This window comes from Roseivirga sp. BDSF3-8, assembly GCF_041449215.1.
Lineage (GTDB): Bacteria > Bacteroidota > Bacteroidia > Cytophagales > Cyclobacteriaceae > JBGNFV01.
Genome location: NZ_JBGNFV010000001.1, coordinates 5,267,133 through 5,284,938, shown reverse-complemented (window position 1 = coordinate 5,284,938; position 17,806 = coordinate 5,267,133). Strand labels below are relative to the sequence as shown.

The following is a 17,806-nucleotide window of genomic DNA, read 5'->3' as shown; positions in this document are numbered from 1 at the left end:
TGTTTATTCGAGCATCTCTTTTAATTTAATGAATCATATATATGGACAAAAAGACCTATACCAATGAGTCTGTTCTTGAACGATTAACTTCTTTAATTTCAGAAGGTGAAAGACTATGGGAGGAGTTTAAAGCGAATGAAATAGGAATTATTGAAGATGTTGTCTCATTCACACGATGGTCGACCAGTTGTCTGAATATTTTAGATAAACTGTCTGTATCCACCAACCGTTTTGTTAAACAATTTGAAATCTGGGTTATTGGTGGGCCAGGCCAAAAAATGAATATAGGAGCTGCGCTTGGTATTCTCAAGTCTGCAAAAGATGAATACTCTCTTGGTTTGGCAATAGATTACCATCTTTCTGTTTCAGCTGCTGTTTTTAGTGGTCTACTTGATGAAGCAGACTACCTGATTCAAAAGAAATACTTGAGAGCAGCGGCGGTCCTGATTGGAGCATCTCTTGAAGAAGGATTAAAAACGAGAGCCAAATCTGAATTAATTGAAATTGGACAAAGAGATACCTTGAATCCTCTTATTCATAAATTAAAATCTCCGGAAATTGGAGTGTTAACAGCATTTGAAGCAACAGAGCTAGAAGCAGTTGCCAAAATGAGAAATGATGCAGCGCACGGTGGAGAATTTGAATATTCAAAAAATCAAGTTGAAGAAGTTCATAAAAAAGTAACTGCAGTTTTGCAAAAGCTTCTTGGAACAAAATAATTGGAACTGCCAGTTTAGAATTCCTTGCCTGTCAGGAAACAAAAGAAAGTCTGGGTTATCAGGGCACAACCCAGGTTCAGACTGCCATGCCCCCTTTGGCGCAAGCATACCAACCCCAATTAGTTCAAGGGCGCTAGGCAATGGGTGCTGTTCGTCCGGAATGGATCGTCCAGACTGGATCGTCCGGAATGGATTGGACTTAAACACGCAGGCTGTAGCGTATGGCAATGCCATCTGTTAAAGTATAAAAGTCAACTTTCTAACGGTTTCGTATAAGAATAGTAGCGGATTTTATGTACTTACCTTTCCGTCTGTTACAGTTGTTAGATTTATAAAATTCATTTTCGTTTTAGCGAGTAAACCGCTATTATTTTTATACAATGTTGCCACACATTATTTATTTCAGCTCGCATTTTCTATTACCCATTTTATAAATGTTTCTTTTGCTTTTTCAATTGGTTTACTTTCAGCTGATTTTATTGTATGAGTGCCTATTTTTGTTTCTCTGTTAGTTTGAATGTTTTTCTTATAAGGGATAAAGTCAAATTTTGAATTCTTCTTAGCAATTATCTCAAACCTATAATGATATTTAGAACCTTTGCCGATTAAATTTCCATTAGAATCCATAGTCCAATAGCCAGGATAGAAACACTTCTCCAATTCTCTTCGCATTTCTAAAGCAGATGAATACCTCTTTGAATAGTCAGGATTAACAGCAGTATTAATTATTTTCTTAATTCTTTGGGGTACAAAAGGCTCATAGTTTTTTGTATCAGGAATCTTTCCCTTCGCCTTTAAATCTTCAAATTTAGCCTCGCCATATTTTAGGAACTCATCTTTTATGTTGCCAATTCCATTTACTAATCTAAAAAATGTAACGCCAGTTTGATAAATGTCAGTTTGAACATTTATATAGTTGCCTGTCAATGTTTCTGGTGCTCGATGAATTATATAAGCATCTTTAGGAATTGCAGTTCCTGAAGAACCAGAAGCTCCTGTTATTCCATAATCAGCTAAAACGCCTTCATTATTACTTCCGATTAAGATATTTGAAGGCTTTATATCGTTATGAAAAAATCCTTGTGAATGCAAATGTTCTAGCCCTCTTAAAATATCTGAGAAAAGTCTAATTGCAACGGGTAAATCCAAAAAGTTACCACTATTTAATAATCCTACAATTGAGCCATTTGGATGATATTCTTGTGCTATTAAAGTGAGTTGACCACCGTTGTAAGGAACTACATCGGCGTATTGAATTTTCAATAAATTATTATGGTTTAGTTTATTACCAATACGGGCTTCCTCTAAAAGTTGGGCTACTGTTTGAAAAGATGGATTTAAAATTTTCAATGCGGTATCAGCATCTATGGAATTGTCTTTTGCCAACCATACAGAACTAAAATTTCCACTTCCTAGAGTTTGAACTAGTTTGTATTTATAAATAATGTCTCCTTTTGAAAATGCCATTATTTAAGCTCTTTAATTGTTACAGCAATTGCGTCAGCCATTTTTGAATTCCAATGTTTTGTTGTTTTCCCTGCGTAACTTTCAGCGAAGTTTTGAACTTCTTTGCTTCTAGTTCCAATATTGTTATACACGTAAGAATTTACAGGAATTCCTTTGTGATTTCCTATTAAATGAGCGATTGAATCATAAAAAGCAGTCTCTTGTACTTTTGAATATTTTGTGCTTACATTTTCATTTTGTTTCACCGCAATAATCTGTATATCTGGATTATTTGAAAGAATATTGTCAAACTCTTGGTATAGCCAACCAACTTTTTCACTCAACAAAGTAAGATGTTTCGGAAAGACAAGCTTATTTTCTCCTGAAATATTTTCTAAGGAGATTGAACCATTAATTTTTTCAGATATGGCGAATCTGATATCAGTTGGGCTGTTTCTAATTCCTAAAACTTTCATTGAATTTAAAGTTGGTTTTAATGTGTGGCAATATTTTGATAAACAAACTTATCCAAAACATTAAAATAAAACCAAAAAATATCAAGCTATATACAAACCTTTCTTAGCCAGCTTGTATACCTATTAAATTGGATGGTTATGTAAACCTTTTCTGACTTTAAGCGACTTTTGGCTATTAAACGCTATAGCACGGCTACTATTAAAATCTATATAGGGCAATTGGCTTCTTTTCAGGAGTTTGTCATGAAAGATCGTCCTATTAAGCAACTAAACTCACCTACCACTTTGGCGCAAGCATACCAACCCCAATTAGTTCAAGGGCGCTATGCAATGGGTGCTGTTCGTCCGGAATGGATCGTCCAGACTGGATCGTCCGGAAGGGATTGGACTAAAACATGCAGGCTGTAGCGTATGGCAATGCCACCTGTTAAAATATAAAAGTCAACTTTTCTAACGGTTTGCATATAGCTTGTGGCGGTTTCGAAGCACTTTCCTGTCCACCGAAACCAAAGCTGGCTATGGAGCGAAAGCCTTGCTGGCAGCCGTTCACCTGCCATAAGCTATATGTGTTGTTGTGGCTAGTTTTTTATTTTTTATCTGTCCCATCCATCTATTAAGTAGGACTTTTCAGTTAGTTTCCTTTCTGTTCCGTCCATTGCAGACTTAAACCAAAGTTCAAATCTTGCAGGATAGAATTTCTCAAATGTTCCTTCGTCAATAACTGTTCTACCCGTAAACACTTTGAAGTCATCAGACAGTTCTGTAATCGTATTCTTGGTTCTATTTGTTAGTTTCCACTCTGAAAGTCTTTGGTTCCTAGTAATTTCAAAACCCTTAATATAGATTTCTCCCTTCTCGGTCGGTTTATGCCACATATAAAAATTATATCCGCCATAACCTGTCCCAATGATTTCAATTTTTTCAGAGTCAATTTTTAAGGATTTTAGCGAGTCAATCTGTTGATTGCTTAAATATTCAATTGGCTTATGATAATTTTCTCCTTCTGGGACTTCAACATTATAGAATTTGCTGTCCTGCCATGAATAATACCAAATAGAGCCAAAGAAAAGTCCGATGGCAAGTAGAACTAGAAGTCCTACAGATATCAATATTATTTTCAGGGTTTTCATTTTTTCAATGTTGCACAACGTTTTGCATATGGCTTGTGGCGGTTTTGAAGCACTTTCCTGTCCCCCGAAACCAAAGCTGGCTACGGAGCGAAAACCTTGCTGGCAGCTGTTTACCCGCCATAAGCTATATGCTGTGTTGGCACACGTTTTTTTTATTTTTCAGTTTCCATTTTTTCAAAGTCATTTGACCTGTTCAATTCAGCGTCAATTTTTTCTAAGTCGGCTTTGTTGTTCTCAGCCAATATGAATACAAAGTCCCAAATATCTTTGGTAATTGTAATACGTCCATTTGTAGATTTGGCGTTTATCCAAATTTCGTCAATCATCTCGCTTGTTCCGTCAGAGTCAAATCCGAGTCGGTCAATTATCATCAATAATTTTTCAAGTAAATGGTCGCCATTTTTCGCAGTAGAAAACCGAATCATGTAATCGTCAGTTTCTTTGTCAAAGGTCGGCATGAATTCATACTTGAAAACTTCATGGTAGTTTTTATCAACCGTATAATAGTCAGTCGACTTTTTCTTTCTAAGTCCAAGTTTTTCAAGTATTTCCGTAATCATTTTCAATGTGTGGTAACATTTTGATAAACAAACTTATCCAAAACATTAAAATGAAACTAACAATATCAAGTTGTATATACAAACCTTTCTTAGCAAGCTTGTATACCTATTAAATTGGATGGTTATGCCCCCTTTGACGCCATAGCCGTCAAGCTAAGCACCAATTCCCCTCCTGTGATAATAGGAGAGGTCCGACTTTCGGGGTGGCCCGCATCCGGGTGGTCCGGCATTCCGCTGGGCCGGCTTCCGGTGGTACATGCAGTAAGTGGCAAGAGAGTAATCACTTCAGTGTACTCCTCTCTTAATTTGTCGGCTAGGCTCCCCGAGTGTGGAAAATTGCTAATATGCTATTTTTAAACTCTTTACCTCCTTAACTTGACGGCTACCCCTTTGGCGCAATCACACCAACCCCACTTAGTTAAAGTGCGCCATGCAATGGGTGCTGTTCGTCCGGAATGGATCGTCCAGACTGGATCGTCCGGACTGGATGGTCCGGAAGGGATTGGACTAAAACATGCAGGCTGTAGCGTATGGCAATGCCATCTATTAAAGTATAAAAGTCAACTTTTCTAACAAGGAGGGTATAGCAGTGATCTACCAGACTATGGGGACCCCGGCACGCGTTTCACTTGGCCGGGGATTAGTACTTACCTAAAACCGGCAAAGCTGCCAGGTCTGAGCTTATCTATATAATATGTTACTGTTCGGCTTACTTGTGCATAGGGCATAGAGTACGGTAGGGGAGTTCAGTATTTACCCGGGCTGAGTATTCCTGCCTTATACCTTTACTTTTCATTAAAAGCCTGGCCGGTGACTTACCTTTGTCGCATTAATCTTTCTATATTGGATGACTTAACTATTTCCCAGCCTCGCCTAATGATACCCCGATGAAAAGACTACTATTTCTTTTATTGCCACTTTTCTACTCCTGTGCAGAAAAGGAAGAGCAATGGACAAGCCTTCTCGATAAGGATATGTCCCAGTGGCAGAGTTACCTGAGTTACCGCCACCAGAATGAGTATAACGGTGAGCAGCCCGTCGATTCAGCCGGTAATGTCATACAGCCTATCGGCGTGGACAGTGACTCCTTCAATGTGTTTTCGGTGATTGAGGAAAATAATGAACTGTTGCTGCGCGTAAGCGGGGAAATATACGGGTGTGTGTATTCTAAAGAGGTATTTGAAAATTACCACCTACGCCTGCAGTATAGGTGGGGACAGAAGAAGTGGGTACCCCGCCTGGATAAACTAAAGGACTCGGGTATACTGTATCATTCCATAGGCCCGCACGGGGCAGAACATTGGCGGACGTGGATGCTGTCGCAGGAATTGCAAATCATGGAGGGGCATACCGGCGATTACTGGAGTCAGGCTACGTCGGCAATAGATATTAGAGCCTTTATTCCCGAATACATCATGAACCCCGTAGCCGATACCAGCCAGGCCTTTTTACCCCTAGGTACTGAAGAAACCATACCCGGCTTCTGCCTTCGCAGTGCAAATTATGAAAAGCCCGAAGGCGAGTGGAATACCGTCGAATTAATCTGTTATGAAGACAAAAGTGTCCATATCGTAAACGGGCAGGTAGTCATGGTACTCGCAAATTCCAGGTATGTGAAGGATGGGAAAAAGATTCCTTTAGTTCGTGGCCGGATCCAGCTTCAGAGCGAAGCAGCCGAGGTATTTTACAAGGATATAACCATTCGCCCCTTAGCCTCTTTACCCGCTGAATACGTGCAGTTGTTTAATTAATTATCAGCTTTTTTTAGGGGATAATAACCCGCTATTCCTGTCGCTTGCCTTAAATGGCAGGATAGGTAGTATTACCCTTAGCCACCCAAACGGGCCTTCTGCATAAGTGGGCGGCCCCTTTCTCCGCCCTGGAATTGAGCATTAGGACGGCTTTGCTCTCAAATGTTTCTATCCTGACAATCCCATTGCATGGCGCAAATCATCTTTTCTAATCCTGCTCCAAATCTGTGCCATTCGTCCGGGCTCACATTAAGCTGTCATGGTGCAAGCAGATACCGTCTAACCCCTTCCGTCCGCCAGGCTAGATTGAGGTAGGTATTAGGGGTGGTGTTTCGAATTGATTGTGGTTCTGTACGTCATATTTGCTTAGGCGGCCACTGGTATGCCAGCCCAGCGGAATGCCGAATTGTCGGACCACAGCCCAGCTTCCCCAAAAGGGAAGGAATTTTTGATTGTACTTGCCGCTGCATTCTCGATCTATCGGGTAAGCTCAAATGTTTCTATCCTGACCATCTTTTCATCCATAAAATCCTGCTCCAAATCTGTGCCATTCGTCCGGGCTCACATTAAGCTGTCATGGTGTAAGCAGATACCGTCTAACCCCTTCCGTCCGCCAGGCTAGATTGAGGTAGGTATAAGGGTTTGTGTTTCAAATTTTGGGTTGGTGCTGTAGGTCACTTTCGTCCGGGCGGCCACTGGTATGCCAGCCCAGCGGTATGCCGAATTGTCGGACCCCCGGAATGCCGGCCCAGCGGAATGCCGGACCATAGCCCAGCTTCCCCCCGGGAAGGAATTTTTGCTATTCGTTTGTGGTCATATTGACCTGTTACAGTATAAGTAGGGGATCCCGGCCTAGGCGGCCCTGAATTCCGCCCGGGAATTGAGCATTAAGTTGGCTTTGCAATCAAATATTAATCCTGACCATCTTTTCATCCATAAAATCCTGCTCCAAATCTGTGCCATTCGTCCGGGCTCACATTAAGCTGTCATGGTGCAAGTAGATACCGTCTAACCCCTTCCGTCCGCCTGGTTAGATTGAGGTAGGTATTTCGAATTGATTGTGGTTCTGTACGTCATATTTTGCTTAGGCGGCCACCGGAGTGCCGGCCCAGCGGTATGCCGAATTGTCGGACCACAGCCCAGCTTCCCCAAAAGGGAAGGAATTTTTGATTGTACTTGCCGCTGCATTCTCGATCTATCGGGTAAGCTCAAATGTTTCTATCCTGACAATCAAAATCATCCATAAAATCCTGCTCCAAATCTGTGCCATTCCTCCGGGCTCACATTAAGCTGTCATGATGCAAGTAGATACCGTCTAACCCCTTCCTTCCGCCAAGCTAGATTGAGGTAGGTATAAGGGTTTGGGTATCAAATTTGGGGTGGTGCTGTAGGCTACAATTGCTCTGGCGGCCACTGGTATACCAGCCCAGCGGAATGCCGAATTGTCGGACCCCCGGAATGCCGGCCCAGCGGAATGCCGGACCATAGCCCAGCTTCCCCCCGGGAAGGAATTTTTGCTATTCGTTTGTGGTCATATTGACCTGTTACAGTATAAGTAGGGGATCCCGGCCTAGGCGGCCCTGAATTCCGCCCGGGAATTGAGCATTAAGTTGGCTTTGCAATCAAATATTAATCCTGACCATCTTTTCATCCATAAAATCCTGCTCCAAATCTGTGCCCATAAGCTACCTTTTTCAAAACACGGGATGAGTAGGGATATAAGTAAACTTGTTTTGTATATTAGGGGTGAACACAACCTAATATAAACATGAACCAATCTTTTGCTTTATCCTGTGTCATAATCGACCAGACCTTTAATGATAACTACCAGAGCCTGTTTAATAAAGTTTATTCCGGCAAAATTAGACTTACCCATAAATTGTCCATAGAGAGGGTCATAGCTGGTAATATGCATATGGGAATGGGGCATTCCCTGATGGGGACGATAAACGAAGGTACCCTAATATTCGACATCTATATGTATTCCCAGGACGATGTATTAGAAAAGTTGTCAGCAAATGCTAAGGTGCTGACCTTGTTCATCGATCATGAGCAGGGCATTTATATATTCTCCTTATATGAAAATGGGAAAAAGCTGCGTGATACCTATTCCGATGAAGAAGTCAGAGAAGTAGGAGAGCCTCTCGAGGCAGAAATCACATCCTCTCACCCTTTAATGGCTATTGAGAAGCTGGTAAAGCAACTAACCGGTACTGAGCTGAGCGAATTAGACAAGTACCACTATTATGCATACGAAAGTGAAACATTCTGAAACAGGTTATTTGGCTAAAGCATAGCATGATACGGAATTGCCAGCCCCTACCATATAGGCATTTGCATAGTCAGCATGGATCAGATACATTTATAGAAGTTTAATAAGCCTTGGCTTACAGATGATAACTGGCGGTTGTGCCTCATTACCGGGTAATCGATGATTAAGATATTCAGGAAAGTCCGTAGAAAACTTCTCTCGAAAAATGAGTTTGGAAAATACCTTACCTACGCCATCGGAGAGATTATCCTTGTCGTCATTGGTATTCTCATAGCCTTGCAGATAAACAACTGGAACCAGAGGGAGCAAATGAAAAAGGAGGAGCTGAAAACGCTGGTCAGTTTGAAGGAGTCCATCAGGATGAACATTGCCGAGTTTGATTATATCTACAAAGCACAAGTAGTACGGAACGAAAGCCTGCAAAAAGCCATCTTTAATAATATATCAAACAAACCTATCGGCTACCTTGACTCCCTGATTAACACAAACGTCAGAAACTACACCTTCGACCCCTCTACCGGTATTTACAGCTCCATCATCAATTCGGGTAAAATTGAATTAATAACGAACGATTCTCTGAAAAACAGAATATCCAGGCTGTATGACAGAGTTAGTGATTACCAGGAAAGTGAGGATGAAATCACAGAATACACCAGAGATCACTTAGAAGTATATTTCATCGATAATTACATCATAGATCCGGCCGTTTTGGCCGGGCTTAAGAAAAGGTCAGAAGAGGAAGAACAAAGAGATAAGGCCTTTTACGTAAAAACGTTTAGCTCCCCCAAAGTGAATAACATGTATGTATTACTTCTTAATAAAATGAGTGATGTGATGATAAAGGGTAAGGAATTGCAATCCGAATATGCCACCCTTGTCTCCGAGCTGGATGATGAGATCGAAAGTAAAAAGTAATTCAGCCATCACAACCCAGGCACCCGCGGCAATCAGCAAAGAATAAATCCACCAGGTCATCTAAACCACCCCTGCCTGTAGAGACGCGATTCATCGCGTCTTGTCCCATCGGGCACCAAACCAAGGAAGGAGTATATACTCTCCTCAACTATATCCGTGCACGCCTCCATAGCCGTAAAGCTAAACCACCCCTGCCAGTAGAGACGCGATTCATCGCGTCTTGTCTCGGCTGGCACCAAACCAAGGAAAGAGTATATACTCTCCTCAACTATATCCGTGCACGCCTCCATAGCCGTAAAGCTAAACCACCCCTGCCAGTAGAGACGCGATTCATCGCGTCTTGTCCCGTCTGGCAGCAAACTAAGGAAGGAGTATATACTCTCCTCAACTATATCCGTGCACGCCTCCAGCCCCAAAGCTAAACCACCCCTGCCTGTAGAGACGCGATTCATCGCGTCTTGTCTCGGCTGGCACCAAACCAAGGAAAGAGTATATACTCTCCTTAACTATATCCGTGCACCCCTCCATAGCCGTAAAGCTAAACCACCCCTGCCTGTAGAGACGCGATTCATCGCGTCTTGTTCCGTCTGGCACCAAACCAAGGAAGGAGTATATACCCTCCTCAACTACCGCGAGTCTCACTCCGCGAGTCGCACTCCGCGAGGCGTCGTCTGGCTCTTTGCCCGGAGGCAGCTACTACCCCCACTCGCCAAACAGGCCCACAGCTCACAAGCTAAGCACCAAAATTCCCCTCCTGGATTCAGGAGAGGTCCGACTTTCGGGGAGGTCCGACTATCGGTGGTCCGACACTCGGTGGTCCGACACTCGGTGGTCCGACTTTCGGTGGCCCGCATACGGGAGGTCCGACTTTCGGTGGTCCGACTATCGGGGTCCGACTATCGGGGTCCGACACTCGGTGGTCCTTGCAGAATGCTTTTTAAAGCAGCCAGTTACGGCAGCTTCTAATGCTATTTCCACCGGAATGCCGGTCCAACAATCCACCTTTCAAAACCCATGCAGAATGTAGCATAAGAGCCTCCACCAGTCCCATCGGGACCACGCCTTTGTAGCCAATAGAACCGAAGAAAACTAAGTGCCGTAGGCACGCAGCCCACTTGTCGCCAGGGTATTTTCAATCCCTCATCGCCTGCGCCTAACACCATAACAGTCCCCTCGTAACCTCGCCTTTGTAGCCCATAGGCACGCAACCCATCCACCCCTCTGTCCCTATCCACAGGGCCCCCGTCAGAAGCCGCTGAACTCGGCCCAACCTCATCACCCCCTGCCACTAGTTCCTCCTCATACACCGTCACATTTCCTGCTGCATCTGCCGCTTCCACCCGTACCGATACCCCATTCGCCATATCCACATCCCTTTTCAGGTAATAAGCATACACCTCATTCGCTATCAGCTCAATGCACTCACCACTTTCCAATACAGCACCCCTGCCATCCATCACCCTCACCTGCAAAGAACAAATGCCAAAGTCATCAGACCCATACACCTCCAGCACCTCACCCGCCTTCCCCGTAAACCCCTCTGCTACCACCTTTTCCACCACTGGCGCATACATATAGTCCCTCACCGCCACGTTCTGCCACGAAATAAAGCCCTCCGCCGCTGCCGCATACTTCGCAAACAGCTCATCATCCTCCTTCACCCGCTTGCTATACGCCGTAGCCTCCCTGAACCTTCTGTGATGCGCCTTTTGCTTCTCACTCAGAGGCCTCGATGATGTGGCCGGCCGGGCAGACACAATCGTCCTGCCCGCCCGCTGCCGGTACACGATCGCGCCCCGCACCATACCTCGCGCCCCTTCTATCCATGGATTATTCTCTATGACAGCCATTCTTTCCTCAGCTTTTATTTCATGCTTATTGCTGTCAAAATTAACCCCACACACAGTTCCCCCGTATTTCAGGTAAGATTATCAGTATATATAATGACAATACAAACAACCCCCATACACCCCAATCTATAATATATCTTATATCAGTCCCTTTCTTACCCTCTGCCCATCCTGTGGGTATCCCGTGGGTATCCTATAAGCACATGCCCCAAATCCATAAGCACGTGTATATATAACTATTCCGGTAAACACGAAACAGGCTACCTCACCTTCTCAGCAAACCATCCTATATGATCACCCCATGTACCTTCCCCCGTAAAAGGCAATTCAGTCATCACAACCCAGGCACCCGCGGCATTGAAAAAAGAATAAAACCACCAGGTCATCTAAACCACCCCTGCCTGTAGAGACGCGATTCATCACGTCTTGTCTCGGCTGGCACCAAACCAAGGAAAGAGTATATACTCTCCTTAACTATATCCGTGCACCCCTCCATAGCCGTAAAGCTAAACCACCCCTGCCTGTAGAGACGCGATTCATCGCGTCTTGTCCCGTCAGGCAGCAAACCAAGGAAGGGGCGTATATTCCCCTTAACTACCGAGTGTCGGAACACCGCGAGTTGCACTCCGCGAGTTGCACTCCGCGAGGCATCGTCTGGCTCTTAGCCCGGAGGCAGCTGCTACCCCCACTCGCTTGCCAGGAGCACAGCCCACAAGCTAGGTGCCAAAATTCCCCTCCTGGACTCAGGAGAGGTCCGACACTCGGGGATCCGACAAAGGGGTAATAGAGTTTTGCCTCCCTTCCGAAAAAATTCCTTTCCCCAAGAGAAGCCAAATGAAATACAAGGCTACTTAGGGAAAGGTGGCCGCCGTGGTAAGCATGAGTACTGCAGGAAGCATATCGAAGAGATGTAGTTATCTTCCCTCAAAAATTGATTCGCGGACGGAAAGGGAATCAAGCCCAGTCGCCTGCGAGCCCGGCTCCCGGGAGGGTAATATGCTATTGTGCCTGCTAGCTTGACGGCTATGCTCCCTGGGGGAGAGGTCCGCATTCGGGAGGTTCGACTTTCGAGGTCTGACTATCGAGGTCCCACAATCCGCCTTTCAAAACCCATGCAAAATGTACCATGAAAGCCCCACCAGTCCCATCGGGACGACGCCTTTGTAGCCAATAGAACCGAAGAAAACCCTAAGTGCCGTAGGCACGCAGCCCCCGGCTGGTACTACCGCCTTCCTCTCACCATCAATTCGATCAGAACCACACAAGCTACCAATACGATGAGCTGTGCACCAAGGCCCACCTGGTCCATGGTGAACGGGGCGGCTTCGGGTGTAGCATCAGCTTCCCTCAGTTGCCAAAGCGCAGGGTAGGGCGCTTTCATACCCGTAACGGCTTGCGAGAGGTTGAGCGCATAATGAAAGCCCACCGGAAAGGCGATGCCTCCCGTGCGGATGGCCATGTAGCCGTATGCAATGCCCCAGATACCGGTGCCGAGCAGGGCGCCAACCAGGTTGCCCGCAGGAATGAAATGATACATCGCAAAGGCAAAGCCGCCGGCATAGATGGCGGTGCGAACGCCATACTGCTTTTCAAGCACTACCAGTGGGTACCCCCTGAAAGCCACCTCTTCCATCCATGCCTGCGGGATAAGAGCCAGCGTAGCCACCACCAGGGCGCCTGACAGGTCAGGAGAGGGGGCCATGACCAGCTTCATGGGCGTGAGTAGCACAATGCCTGCTATGATGAGACCAAAGACGACTGCTCCGCCCGCAAAGCCTCCCAGAAACCGCGGTAGTGTAAGTGCTTCCCAGCGCAGGCCGATATCACGGAAAGTTCTACCCTCGAGCTTGAGTGCGCCATATGTGAGCCCTGCCGCAAAGAGAGTACCCAGCACGCCTAGACCATAATGCCGCAGGCCCTCCGGAAGGAAGGAGCTAACGATATACCCCACATTAAGCGATAGCACAAACAACACCCAGAAGAGAATAGATTTGATAATAGGATGGTGCAGTAGCTTATTCATTTCGGCATAAGGTGAGCTATCACCTAAGATACCCATTTGTTTAAAAAGGCGTGGGGCTCCAGCCCCACCTATTAGATCAAACGTAATAACTATCAGGCCGCCGGCAACACCTTCCCGTTTCCATACACTAAATATTCCCTTATTTTCTTACCTCTCCCCCGCATACATCCTGTCATTGCCTATCTTTATAGCATTTCTTTTATAAATAGTATTCTGTTTTTATATAAGTGAACTAAATAACCATGTCCTTTTTCAAATCTAAAAACCCTGCCCTGCGCAGCGGTACCTTTACCCAGGCCGCCGTACGTAACCTGAGCGCTGAGCCATCTATGACCATAGAAGGCACCGTCAACAAGATCGGCTTTCTCACCCTGCTCGTATTTGCCGGTGCGCTCTTTACCTGGCAGATGTTCCACTCTGCCACCGACCCTTCCGTAGTACAACCCTACCTCATCGGCGGCGGCATTACCGGGCTGGTACTCGCCCTTATTATCATTTTCAAGAAAACCACCGCCCCCTACCTGGCCCCTCTATACTGTCTGGCCGAAGGAGTCGCTCTGGGTGGCCTTTCGGCCTTCATGAACTACATCTACCCCGGCATCGTGCTGCAGGCCATATTGCTTACCATGGGCATACTCTTCAGCCTGCTGGTCGTATACCGTATGGGTATTATCAAGGTCACCGAGCGCTTTAAGCTCATTGTAGTCTCTGCCACCGCCGGCATTGCCTTGTTCTATTTTATCTCCTTCATTGGCGGGTTTTTCGGGTTTCAGATCCCCCTTATACACAGCAGTTCCACCTTTGGCATTATCTTCTCCCTCGTCGTAGTAGGTATCGCCTCACTCAACCTCGTACTCGACTTCGAGTTCATTACCGAAGGGGCAGAATCCAATGCGCCAAAATACATGGAGTGGTACGCCGCTTTTGGCCTTATGGTCACCCTCATCTGGCTCTACATCGAAATACTCAGACTCATCTCTAAGCTAAGAGAGAGGTAATCGCTTCAAATAGGTATAAAAAAGCCCGGTCACTGCCGGGCTTTTTTGTGCTTATCTTAGAAGGCTATAGCTGGTTATTTCAGACATCCCACGCCTTTGGCCACTCAAGAGTCAGTTAAGAACTGATGGATTTGTTTTTTTCCTATGAATGATAAAATCAGATCAATCATATTATCCTGAAGCTTTCCCATCAGACTACCCCCAACTACTTCTCCTCCCTCTTTCCGTCAATATAGGCCTTAATTCCGCTCAGAGGCATGGGCTTCGAGGCTTCCCCGTCCACAGGGATCGGGCCCACCTCCAGGTGGTCAATGTCCAGTGTACTCGACTTTTCCCCCAGTAAGTAATCCAGCATCAGGTAGGTGCCGTGAAGAAAAGTGCCCTTATCCCCTTCGTTATAATCAGCGTAGCAAACCCTCAGGCCCGTGATCGCATCGTCTGTCTGAGGCTCAATCGGAATGAAGAGCGTCTGCTCCGGCTCAAAGTCCTGGTCTTCGTAAGAGATCACAAAGTCCGGACCTGCAGGTTGCTTAAACGCAATGATGTCCCACTCGGGAAAGAAAGGCGCCTGGTCCACCACCTCTTCCACCAGCGGGAAGTACTCTTTATCCCCCTCCGCCGTGATGATGAGCTCCTTCTGCGGAGTATCCGGCAGGCCGCCAATTTCAAAATACAGGTTTTGGTTTACCTCATGGAGGGCCGCCAGGAACTCTTCCAGCAGAGACTCTACCTCTTCCTCAGGCAAGTCCTGCAGGGAGGTATATTTTCGGCGGTTTTCAGTAAACCAATCCCAAAAGCTTTCAATCTTTTCGTCGTCAATATTAGGTGCTGCCATGGTATGCTCTGTTCTGCTGCGAAGTTCGCGGAAACGCCTGGATTTCCAAGCGTAAACCTTCCCGCTATCACAAAAACTGTTGATCCTGCGGCTTAGATTCCGGTTCATTCACATTAGAAAGAGATTCATAGTCACCATCTAAGGGTACAGAAGTAGATTATCAATCGGCTATCCCCTATATTGGATGCCCTACTAAACCTCTACTATGCGAATAGCCATCCTTTTCCTACTCCCGATAGCCTGGTTTACTTCTGCCTGCCAGTCCGGCGACAGTAAGGAGGAGACAGGTGCCGCTGGTACGCGCAAAGTGCCTGAGGGTATGGTGGCCATACCTGCCGGCAGCTTTACCATGGGCGGACGATCAGAGGACGCCTACCAGGATGAATTTCCGCGTCACCAGGTGGAGGTGTCCGCTTTCTACATGGATGCTACCGAAGTGACCAACCGGGAGTTTATCGCCTTTACCAAAGCCACGGGCTACAAGACCATAGCAGAGCGCGACATTGACTGGGAGGAGATGAAAAAGCAACTGCCAGCAGGTACCCCCGGGCCGGCAGACTCCGTGCTACTGGCAGGCTCACTGGTATTTAAAAAGACCGATACGGCCGTGAACCTGCAGGACTACAGCCAATGGTGGCAGTGGACCACCGGGGCCAACTGGCGGCACCCCCAGGGGCCCGGTAGCTCCATAGAGGATAAAATGGATCACCCCGTGGTGCACATCGCCTGGGAAGATGCAAAAGCTTATGCCGGGTGGGCCGGCAAGCGCCTGCCTACGGAAGCAGAGTGGGAGTGGGCCGCCATGGGAGGGAAGCAGGACGCCAAATACCCCTGGGGCAATGAGCCGGTGGAAAGTGCCTGGCGCAAGGCCAACTTCTGGCAGGGCAACTTCCCCTATGCCAACCTGCTTATGGACGGCTATGAAGGTACCGCCCCTGTCAAATCCTTTGAGCCCAATCGCTACGGCCTGTATGACATGGCCGGTAACGTATGGGAGTGGTGCCAGGACCGCTACGACGTACGTGCCTACCAGCAGTATGCCAGCCTGGGAACCGTCAGCGACCCCGAAGGCTCACCGGCCTATTACGATCCGCGGGAGCCAAATGCCCCCAAGCATGTCATTCGCGGCGGCTCCTTCCTGTGCAATAATGACTACTGCAGCGGCTACCGCACCGCCCGCCGCATGAGCTCCTCCCGCGACTCCGGCTTTAATCACACCGGCTTCCGCTGTGTGAAGGATGCCAATTGAAATTAAAGTCAAGGAGGGTTATAAACGCTTCCTGTTCATCATCCGGTTCAATAACCAGCGCCTTCCACTCACCGAAACCCATCACCTGTTTCTACCCTTTTCCAAACGCATCACTTTTTCAGCCGGATAATAAAACGCATCACCTCTGCTACGGTGAGTCCTGCGTCTTCCGTGCGCCAATGCAGCACGCCACGCCGCACCTTGCACAAGGCTGGGTCTAAACGTATTCCTTCCCCCTTGGGGAAGGTGGCTGCGCAACCAAAGCGACCATATATACTTCAGTTATTTTGAAAAGGTACTATTGACTATACCACAACCCTACCTTCGCAGACGGAAGGGGGACTAATTACGGTGCCTATCCTAGCCCCACTATGCTAAATTCCAAAGGGAAATGGTGGCTTCACATTGCTGAGTGCCAGACAGGAGAGAACCCCTTCCGTCCGCTTGTGTCAGCACGCCGCACAAGACTGGGTCTAAACGTATTCCTTCCCCCTTGGGGAAGCTGGGCTGTGGTCCGACAATTCGGCATACCAGTGGCTGCGCAACCAAAGCGACCATATATACTTCAGTTATTTTGAAGAGGCACTATAGTCTATACCACAATCCTACCTTCGCAGACGGAAGGGGGACTAATTACGGTGCCTACCCTAGCCCCACTATGCTAAATTCCAATAAAGGGAAATGGTGACTTCACATTCCGAGTGCCAGACAGGAGAGGACCCCTTCCGTCCGCTTGTGTCAGCACGCCGCACAAGACTGGGTCTAAACGTATTCCTTCCCCCTTGGGGAAGCTGGGCTGTGGTCCGACAATTCGGCATACCAGTGGCTGCGCAACCAAAGCGACCATATATACTTCAGTTATTTTGAAGAGGCACTATAGTCTATACCACAATCCTACCTTCGCAGACGGAAGGGGGACTAATTACGGTGCCTACCCTAGCCCCACTATGCTAAATTCCAATAAAGGGAAATGGTGACTTCACATTCCGAGTGCCAGACAGGAGAGGACCCCTTCCGTCCGCTTGTGTCAGCACGCCGCACAAGACTGGGTCTAAACGTATTCCTTCCCCCTTGGGGAAGCTGGGCTGTGGTCCGACAATTCGGCATACCAGTGGCTGCGCAACCAAAGCGACCATATATACTTCAGTTATTTTGAAGAGGCACTATAGTCTATACCACAATCCTACCTTCGCAGACGGAAGGGGGACTAATTACGGTGCCTACCCTAGCCCCACTATGCTAAATTCCAATAAAGGGAAATGGTGACTTCACATTCCGAGTGCCAGACAGGAGAGGACCCCTTCCGTCCGCTTGTGTCAGCACGCCGCACAAGACTGGGTCTAAACGTATTCCTTCCCCCTTGGGGAAGCTGGGCTGTGGTCCGACAATTCGGCATACCAGTGGCTGCGCAACCAAAGCGACCATATATACTTCAGTTATTTTGAAGAGGCACTATAGTCTATACCACAATCCTACCTTCGCAGACGGAAGGGGGACTAATTACGGTGCCTACCCTAGCCCCACTATGCTAAATTCCAATAAAGGGAAATGGTGACTTCACATTCCGAGTGCCAGACAGGAG

Annotated in this window: 14 protein-coding genes; 6 read left to right on the top strand and 8 right to left on the bottom strand. The window is 46.8% G+C overall.

Annotated elements, in window-relative coordinates; translation table 11 throughout:
- Window positions 1-41 precede the first annotated feature (41 nt).
- Complete coding sequence (locus tag AB9P05_RS21535; RefSeq protein WP_371910903.1) at window positions 42-719, top strand: hypothetical protein; 678 nt, start codon at window positions 42-44, stop codon at window positions 717-719.
- Window positions 720-1,121: 402 nt separating this feature from the next.
- Here AB9P05_RS21535 and AB9P05_RS21530 read toward each other — a convergent pair whose 3' ends face one another.
- From AB9P05_RS21530 to AB9P05_RS21515, 4 genes are all read right to left on the bottom strand, one after another.
- Window positions 1,122-2,186 carry a serine/threonine-protein kinase gene (locus tag AB9P05_RS21530; protein WP_371910902.1) on the bottom strand — a complete coding sequence of 355 codons (1,065 nt, stop codon included), beginning with the start codon at window positions 2,184-2,186 and terminating at the stop codon, window positions 1,122-1,124.
- Complete coding sequence (locus AB9P05_RS21525) at window positions 2,186-2,641, bottom strand: hypothetical protein (protein ID WP_371910901.1); 456 nt, start codon at window positions 2,639-2,641, stop codon at window positions 2,186-2,188. The genes AB9P05_RS21530 and AB9P05_RS21525 overlap by 1 nt, the downstream gene beginning before the upstream one ends.
- A gap of 593 nt (window positions 2,642-3,234) precedes the next feature.
- The gene (locus tag AB9P05_RS21520; protein ID WP_371910900.1) at window positions 3,235-3,771 is read right to left on the bottom strand and encodes a hypothetical protein; all 537 of its coding nucleotides are present in this window, start codon (window positions 3,769-3,771) and stop codon (window positions 3,235-3,237) included.
- Between the two features lie 152 nt (window positions 3,772-3,923).
- Window positions 3,924-4,331 (bottom strand): hypothetical protein, encoded by a 408-nt coding sequence (locus AB9P05_RS21515; RefSeq protein WP_371910899.1) that lies wholly within the window; start codon window positions 4,329-4,331, stop codon window positions 3,924-3,926.
- 887 nt (window positions 4,332-5,218) lie between these two features.
- On the opposite strand from AB9P05_RS21515, the gene AB9P05_RS21510 reads away from it, so the two are divergent.
- The 3 genes from AB9P05_RS21510 (at window position 5,219) to AB9P05_RS21500 (ending at window position 9,269) form a co-directional block, all read left to right on the top strand.
- Window positions 5,219-6,082, top strand: a complete 864-nt coding sequence (locus AB9P05_RS21510) for a DUF1080 domain-containing protein (protein WP_371910898.1) — start codon at window positions 5,219-5,221, stop codon at window positions 6,080-6,082.
- Between the two features lie 1,768 nt (window positions 6,083-7,850).
- On the top strand, window positions 7,851-8,354 hold the full coding sequence (locus tag AB9P05_RS21505) for a hypothetical protein (protein ID WP_371910897.1): 504 nt from the start codon (window positions 7,851-7,853) through the stop codon (window positions 8,352-8,354).
- A gap of 159 nt (window positions 8,355-8,513) precedes the next feature.
- The gene (locus AB9P05_RS21500) at window positions 8,514-9,269 is read left to right on the top strand and encodes a DUF6090 family protein (RefSeq protein WP_371910896.1); all 756 of its coding nucleotides are present in this window, start codon (window positions 8,514-8,516) and stop codon (window positions 9,267-9,269) included.
- 56 nt (window positions 9,270-9,325) lie between these two features.
- Here the strand turns inward: AB9P05_RS21500 and AB9P05_RS21495 are convergent, their stop codons facing one another.
- The 3 genes from AB9P05_RS21495 to AB9P05_RS21485 all read right to left on the bottom strand — a co-directional run bounded on the left by AB9P05_RS21495 (window position 9,326) and on the right by AB9P05_RS21485 (window position 13,178).
- The gene (locus AB9P05_RS21495; RefSeq protein ID WP_371910895.1) at window positions 9,326-9,721 is read right to left on the bottom strand and encodes a hypothetical protein; all 396 of its coding nucleotides are present in this window, start codon (window positions 9,719-9,721) and stop codon (window positions 9,326-9,328) included.
- 516 nt (window positions 9,722-10,237) lie between these two features.
- Window positions 10,238-11,119, bottom strand: coding sequence for a hypothetical protein (locus AB9P05_RS21490; RefSeq protein ID WP_371910894.1), 882 nt, complete (start codon window positions 11,117-11,119; stop codon window positions 10,238-10,240).
- Window positions 11,120-12,341: 1,222 nt separating this feature from the next.
- The gene (locus AB9P05_RS21485; protein ID WP_371910893.1) at window positions 12,342-13,178 is read right to left on the bottom strand and encodes a CPBP family intramembrane glutamic endopeptidase; all 837 of its coding nucleotides are present in this window, start codon (window positions 13,176-13,178) and stop codon (window positions 12,342-12,344) included.
- 206 nt (window positions 13,179-13,384) lie between these two features.
- On the opposite strand from AB9P05_RS21485, the gene AB9P05_RS21480 reads away from it, so the two are divergent.
- Complete coding sequence (locus AB9P05_RS21480) at window positions 13,385-14,140, top strand: Bax inhibitor-1/YccA family protein (RefSeq protein ID WP_371910892.1); 756 nt, start codon at window positions 13,385-13,387, stop codon at window positions 14,138-14,140.
- 205 nt (window positions 14,141-14,345) lie between these two features.
- Here the strand turns inward: AB9P05_RS21480 and AB9P05_RS21475 are convergent, their stop codons facing one another.
- A complete protein-coding gene (locus AB9P05_RS21475; RefSeq protein ID WP_371910891.1) occupies window positions 14,346-14,975 on the bottom strand; it encodes a hypothetical protein in 630 nt (209 codons plus the stop codon).
- Between the two features lie 205 nt (window positions 14,976-15,180).
- On the opposite strand from AB9P05_RS21475, the gene AB9P05_RS21470 reads away from it, so the two are divergent.
- Complete coding sequence (locus AB9P05_RS21470) at window positions 15,181-16,224, top strand: formylglycine-generating enzyme family protein (protein WP_371910890.1); 1,044 nt, start codon at window positions 15,181-15,183, stop codon at window positions 16,222-16,224.
- Window positions 16,225-17,806 lie beyond the last annotated feature (1,582 nt).

Bases quoted from the DNA above. Each gene is read 5' to 3' on its own strand.
- AB9P05_RS21480 (WP_371910892.1), top strand. From the start codon at position 13,385: ATGTCCTTTTTCAAATCTAAAAACCCTGCCCTGCGCAGCGGTACCTTT.
- AB9P05_RS21505 (WP_371910897.1), top strand. From the start codon at position 7,851: ATGAACCAATCTTTTGCTTTATCCTGTGTCATAATCGACCAGACCTTT.
- AB9P05_RS21515 (WP_371910899.1), bottom strand. From the start codon at position 4,331: ATGATTACGGAAATACTTGAAAAACTTGGACTTAGAAAGAAAAAGTCG.
- AB9P05_RS21500 (WP_371910896.1), top strand. From the start codon at position 8,514: ATGATTAAGATATTCAGGAAAGTCCGTAGAAAACTTCTCTCGAAAAAT.
- AB9P05_RS21485 (WP_371910893.1), bottom strand. From the start codon at position 13,178: ATGGGTATCTTAGGTGATAGCTCACCTTATGCCGAAATGAATAAGCTA.
- AB9P05_RS21475 (WP_371910891.1), bottom strand. From the start codon at position 14,975: ATGGCAGCACCTAATATTGACGACGAAAAGATTGAAAGCTTTTGGGAT.
- AB9P05_RS21525 (WP_371910901.1), bottom strand. From the start codon at position 2,641: ATGAAAGTTTTAGGAATTAGAAACAGCCCAACTGATATCAGATTCGCC.
- AB9P05_RS21510 (WP_371910898.1), top strand. From the start codon at position 5,219: ATGAAAAGACTACTATTTCTTTTATTGCCACTTTTCTACTCCTGTGCA.
- AB9P05_RS21535 (WP_371910903.1), top strand. From the start codon at position 42: ATGGACAAAAAGACCTATACCAATGAGTCTGTTCTTGAACGATTAACT.
- AB9P05_RS21470 (WP_371910890.1), top strand. From the start codon at position 15,181: ATGCGAATAGCCATCCTTTTCCTACTCCCGATAGCCTGGTTTACTTCT.
- AB9P05_RS21495 (WP_371910895.1), bottom strand. From the start codon at position 9,721: ATGAATCGCGTCTCTACAGGCAGGGGTGGTTTAGCTTTGGGGCTGGAG.
- AB9P05_RS21490 (WP_371910894.1), bottom strand. From the start codon at position 11,119: ATGGCTGTCATAGAGAATAATCCATGGATAGAAGGGGCGCGAGGTATG.
- AB9P05_RS21520 (WP_371910900.1), bottom strand. From the start codon at position 3,771: ATGAAAACCCTGAAAATAATATTGATATCTGTAGGACTTCTAGTTCTA.
- AB9P05_RS21530 (WP_371910902.1), bottom strand. From the start codon at position 2,186: ATGGCATTTTCAAAAGGAGACATTATTTATAAATACAAACTAGTTCAA.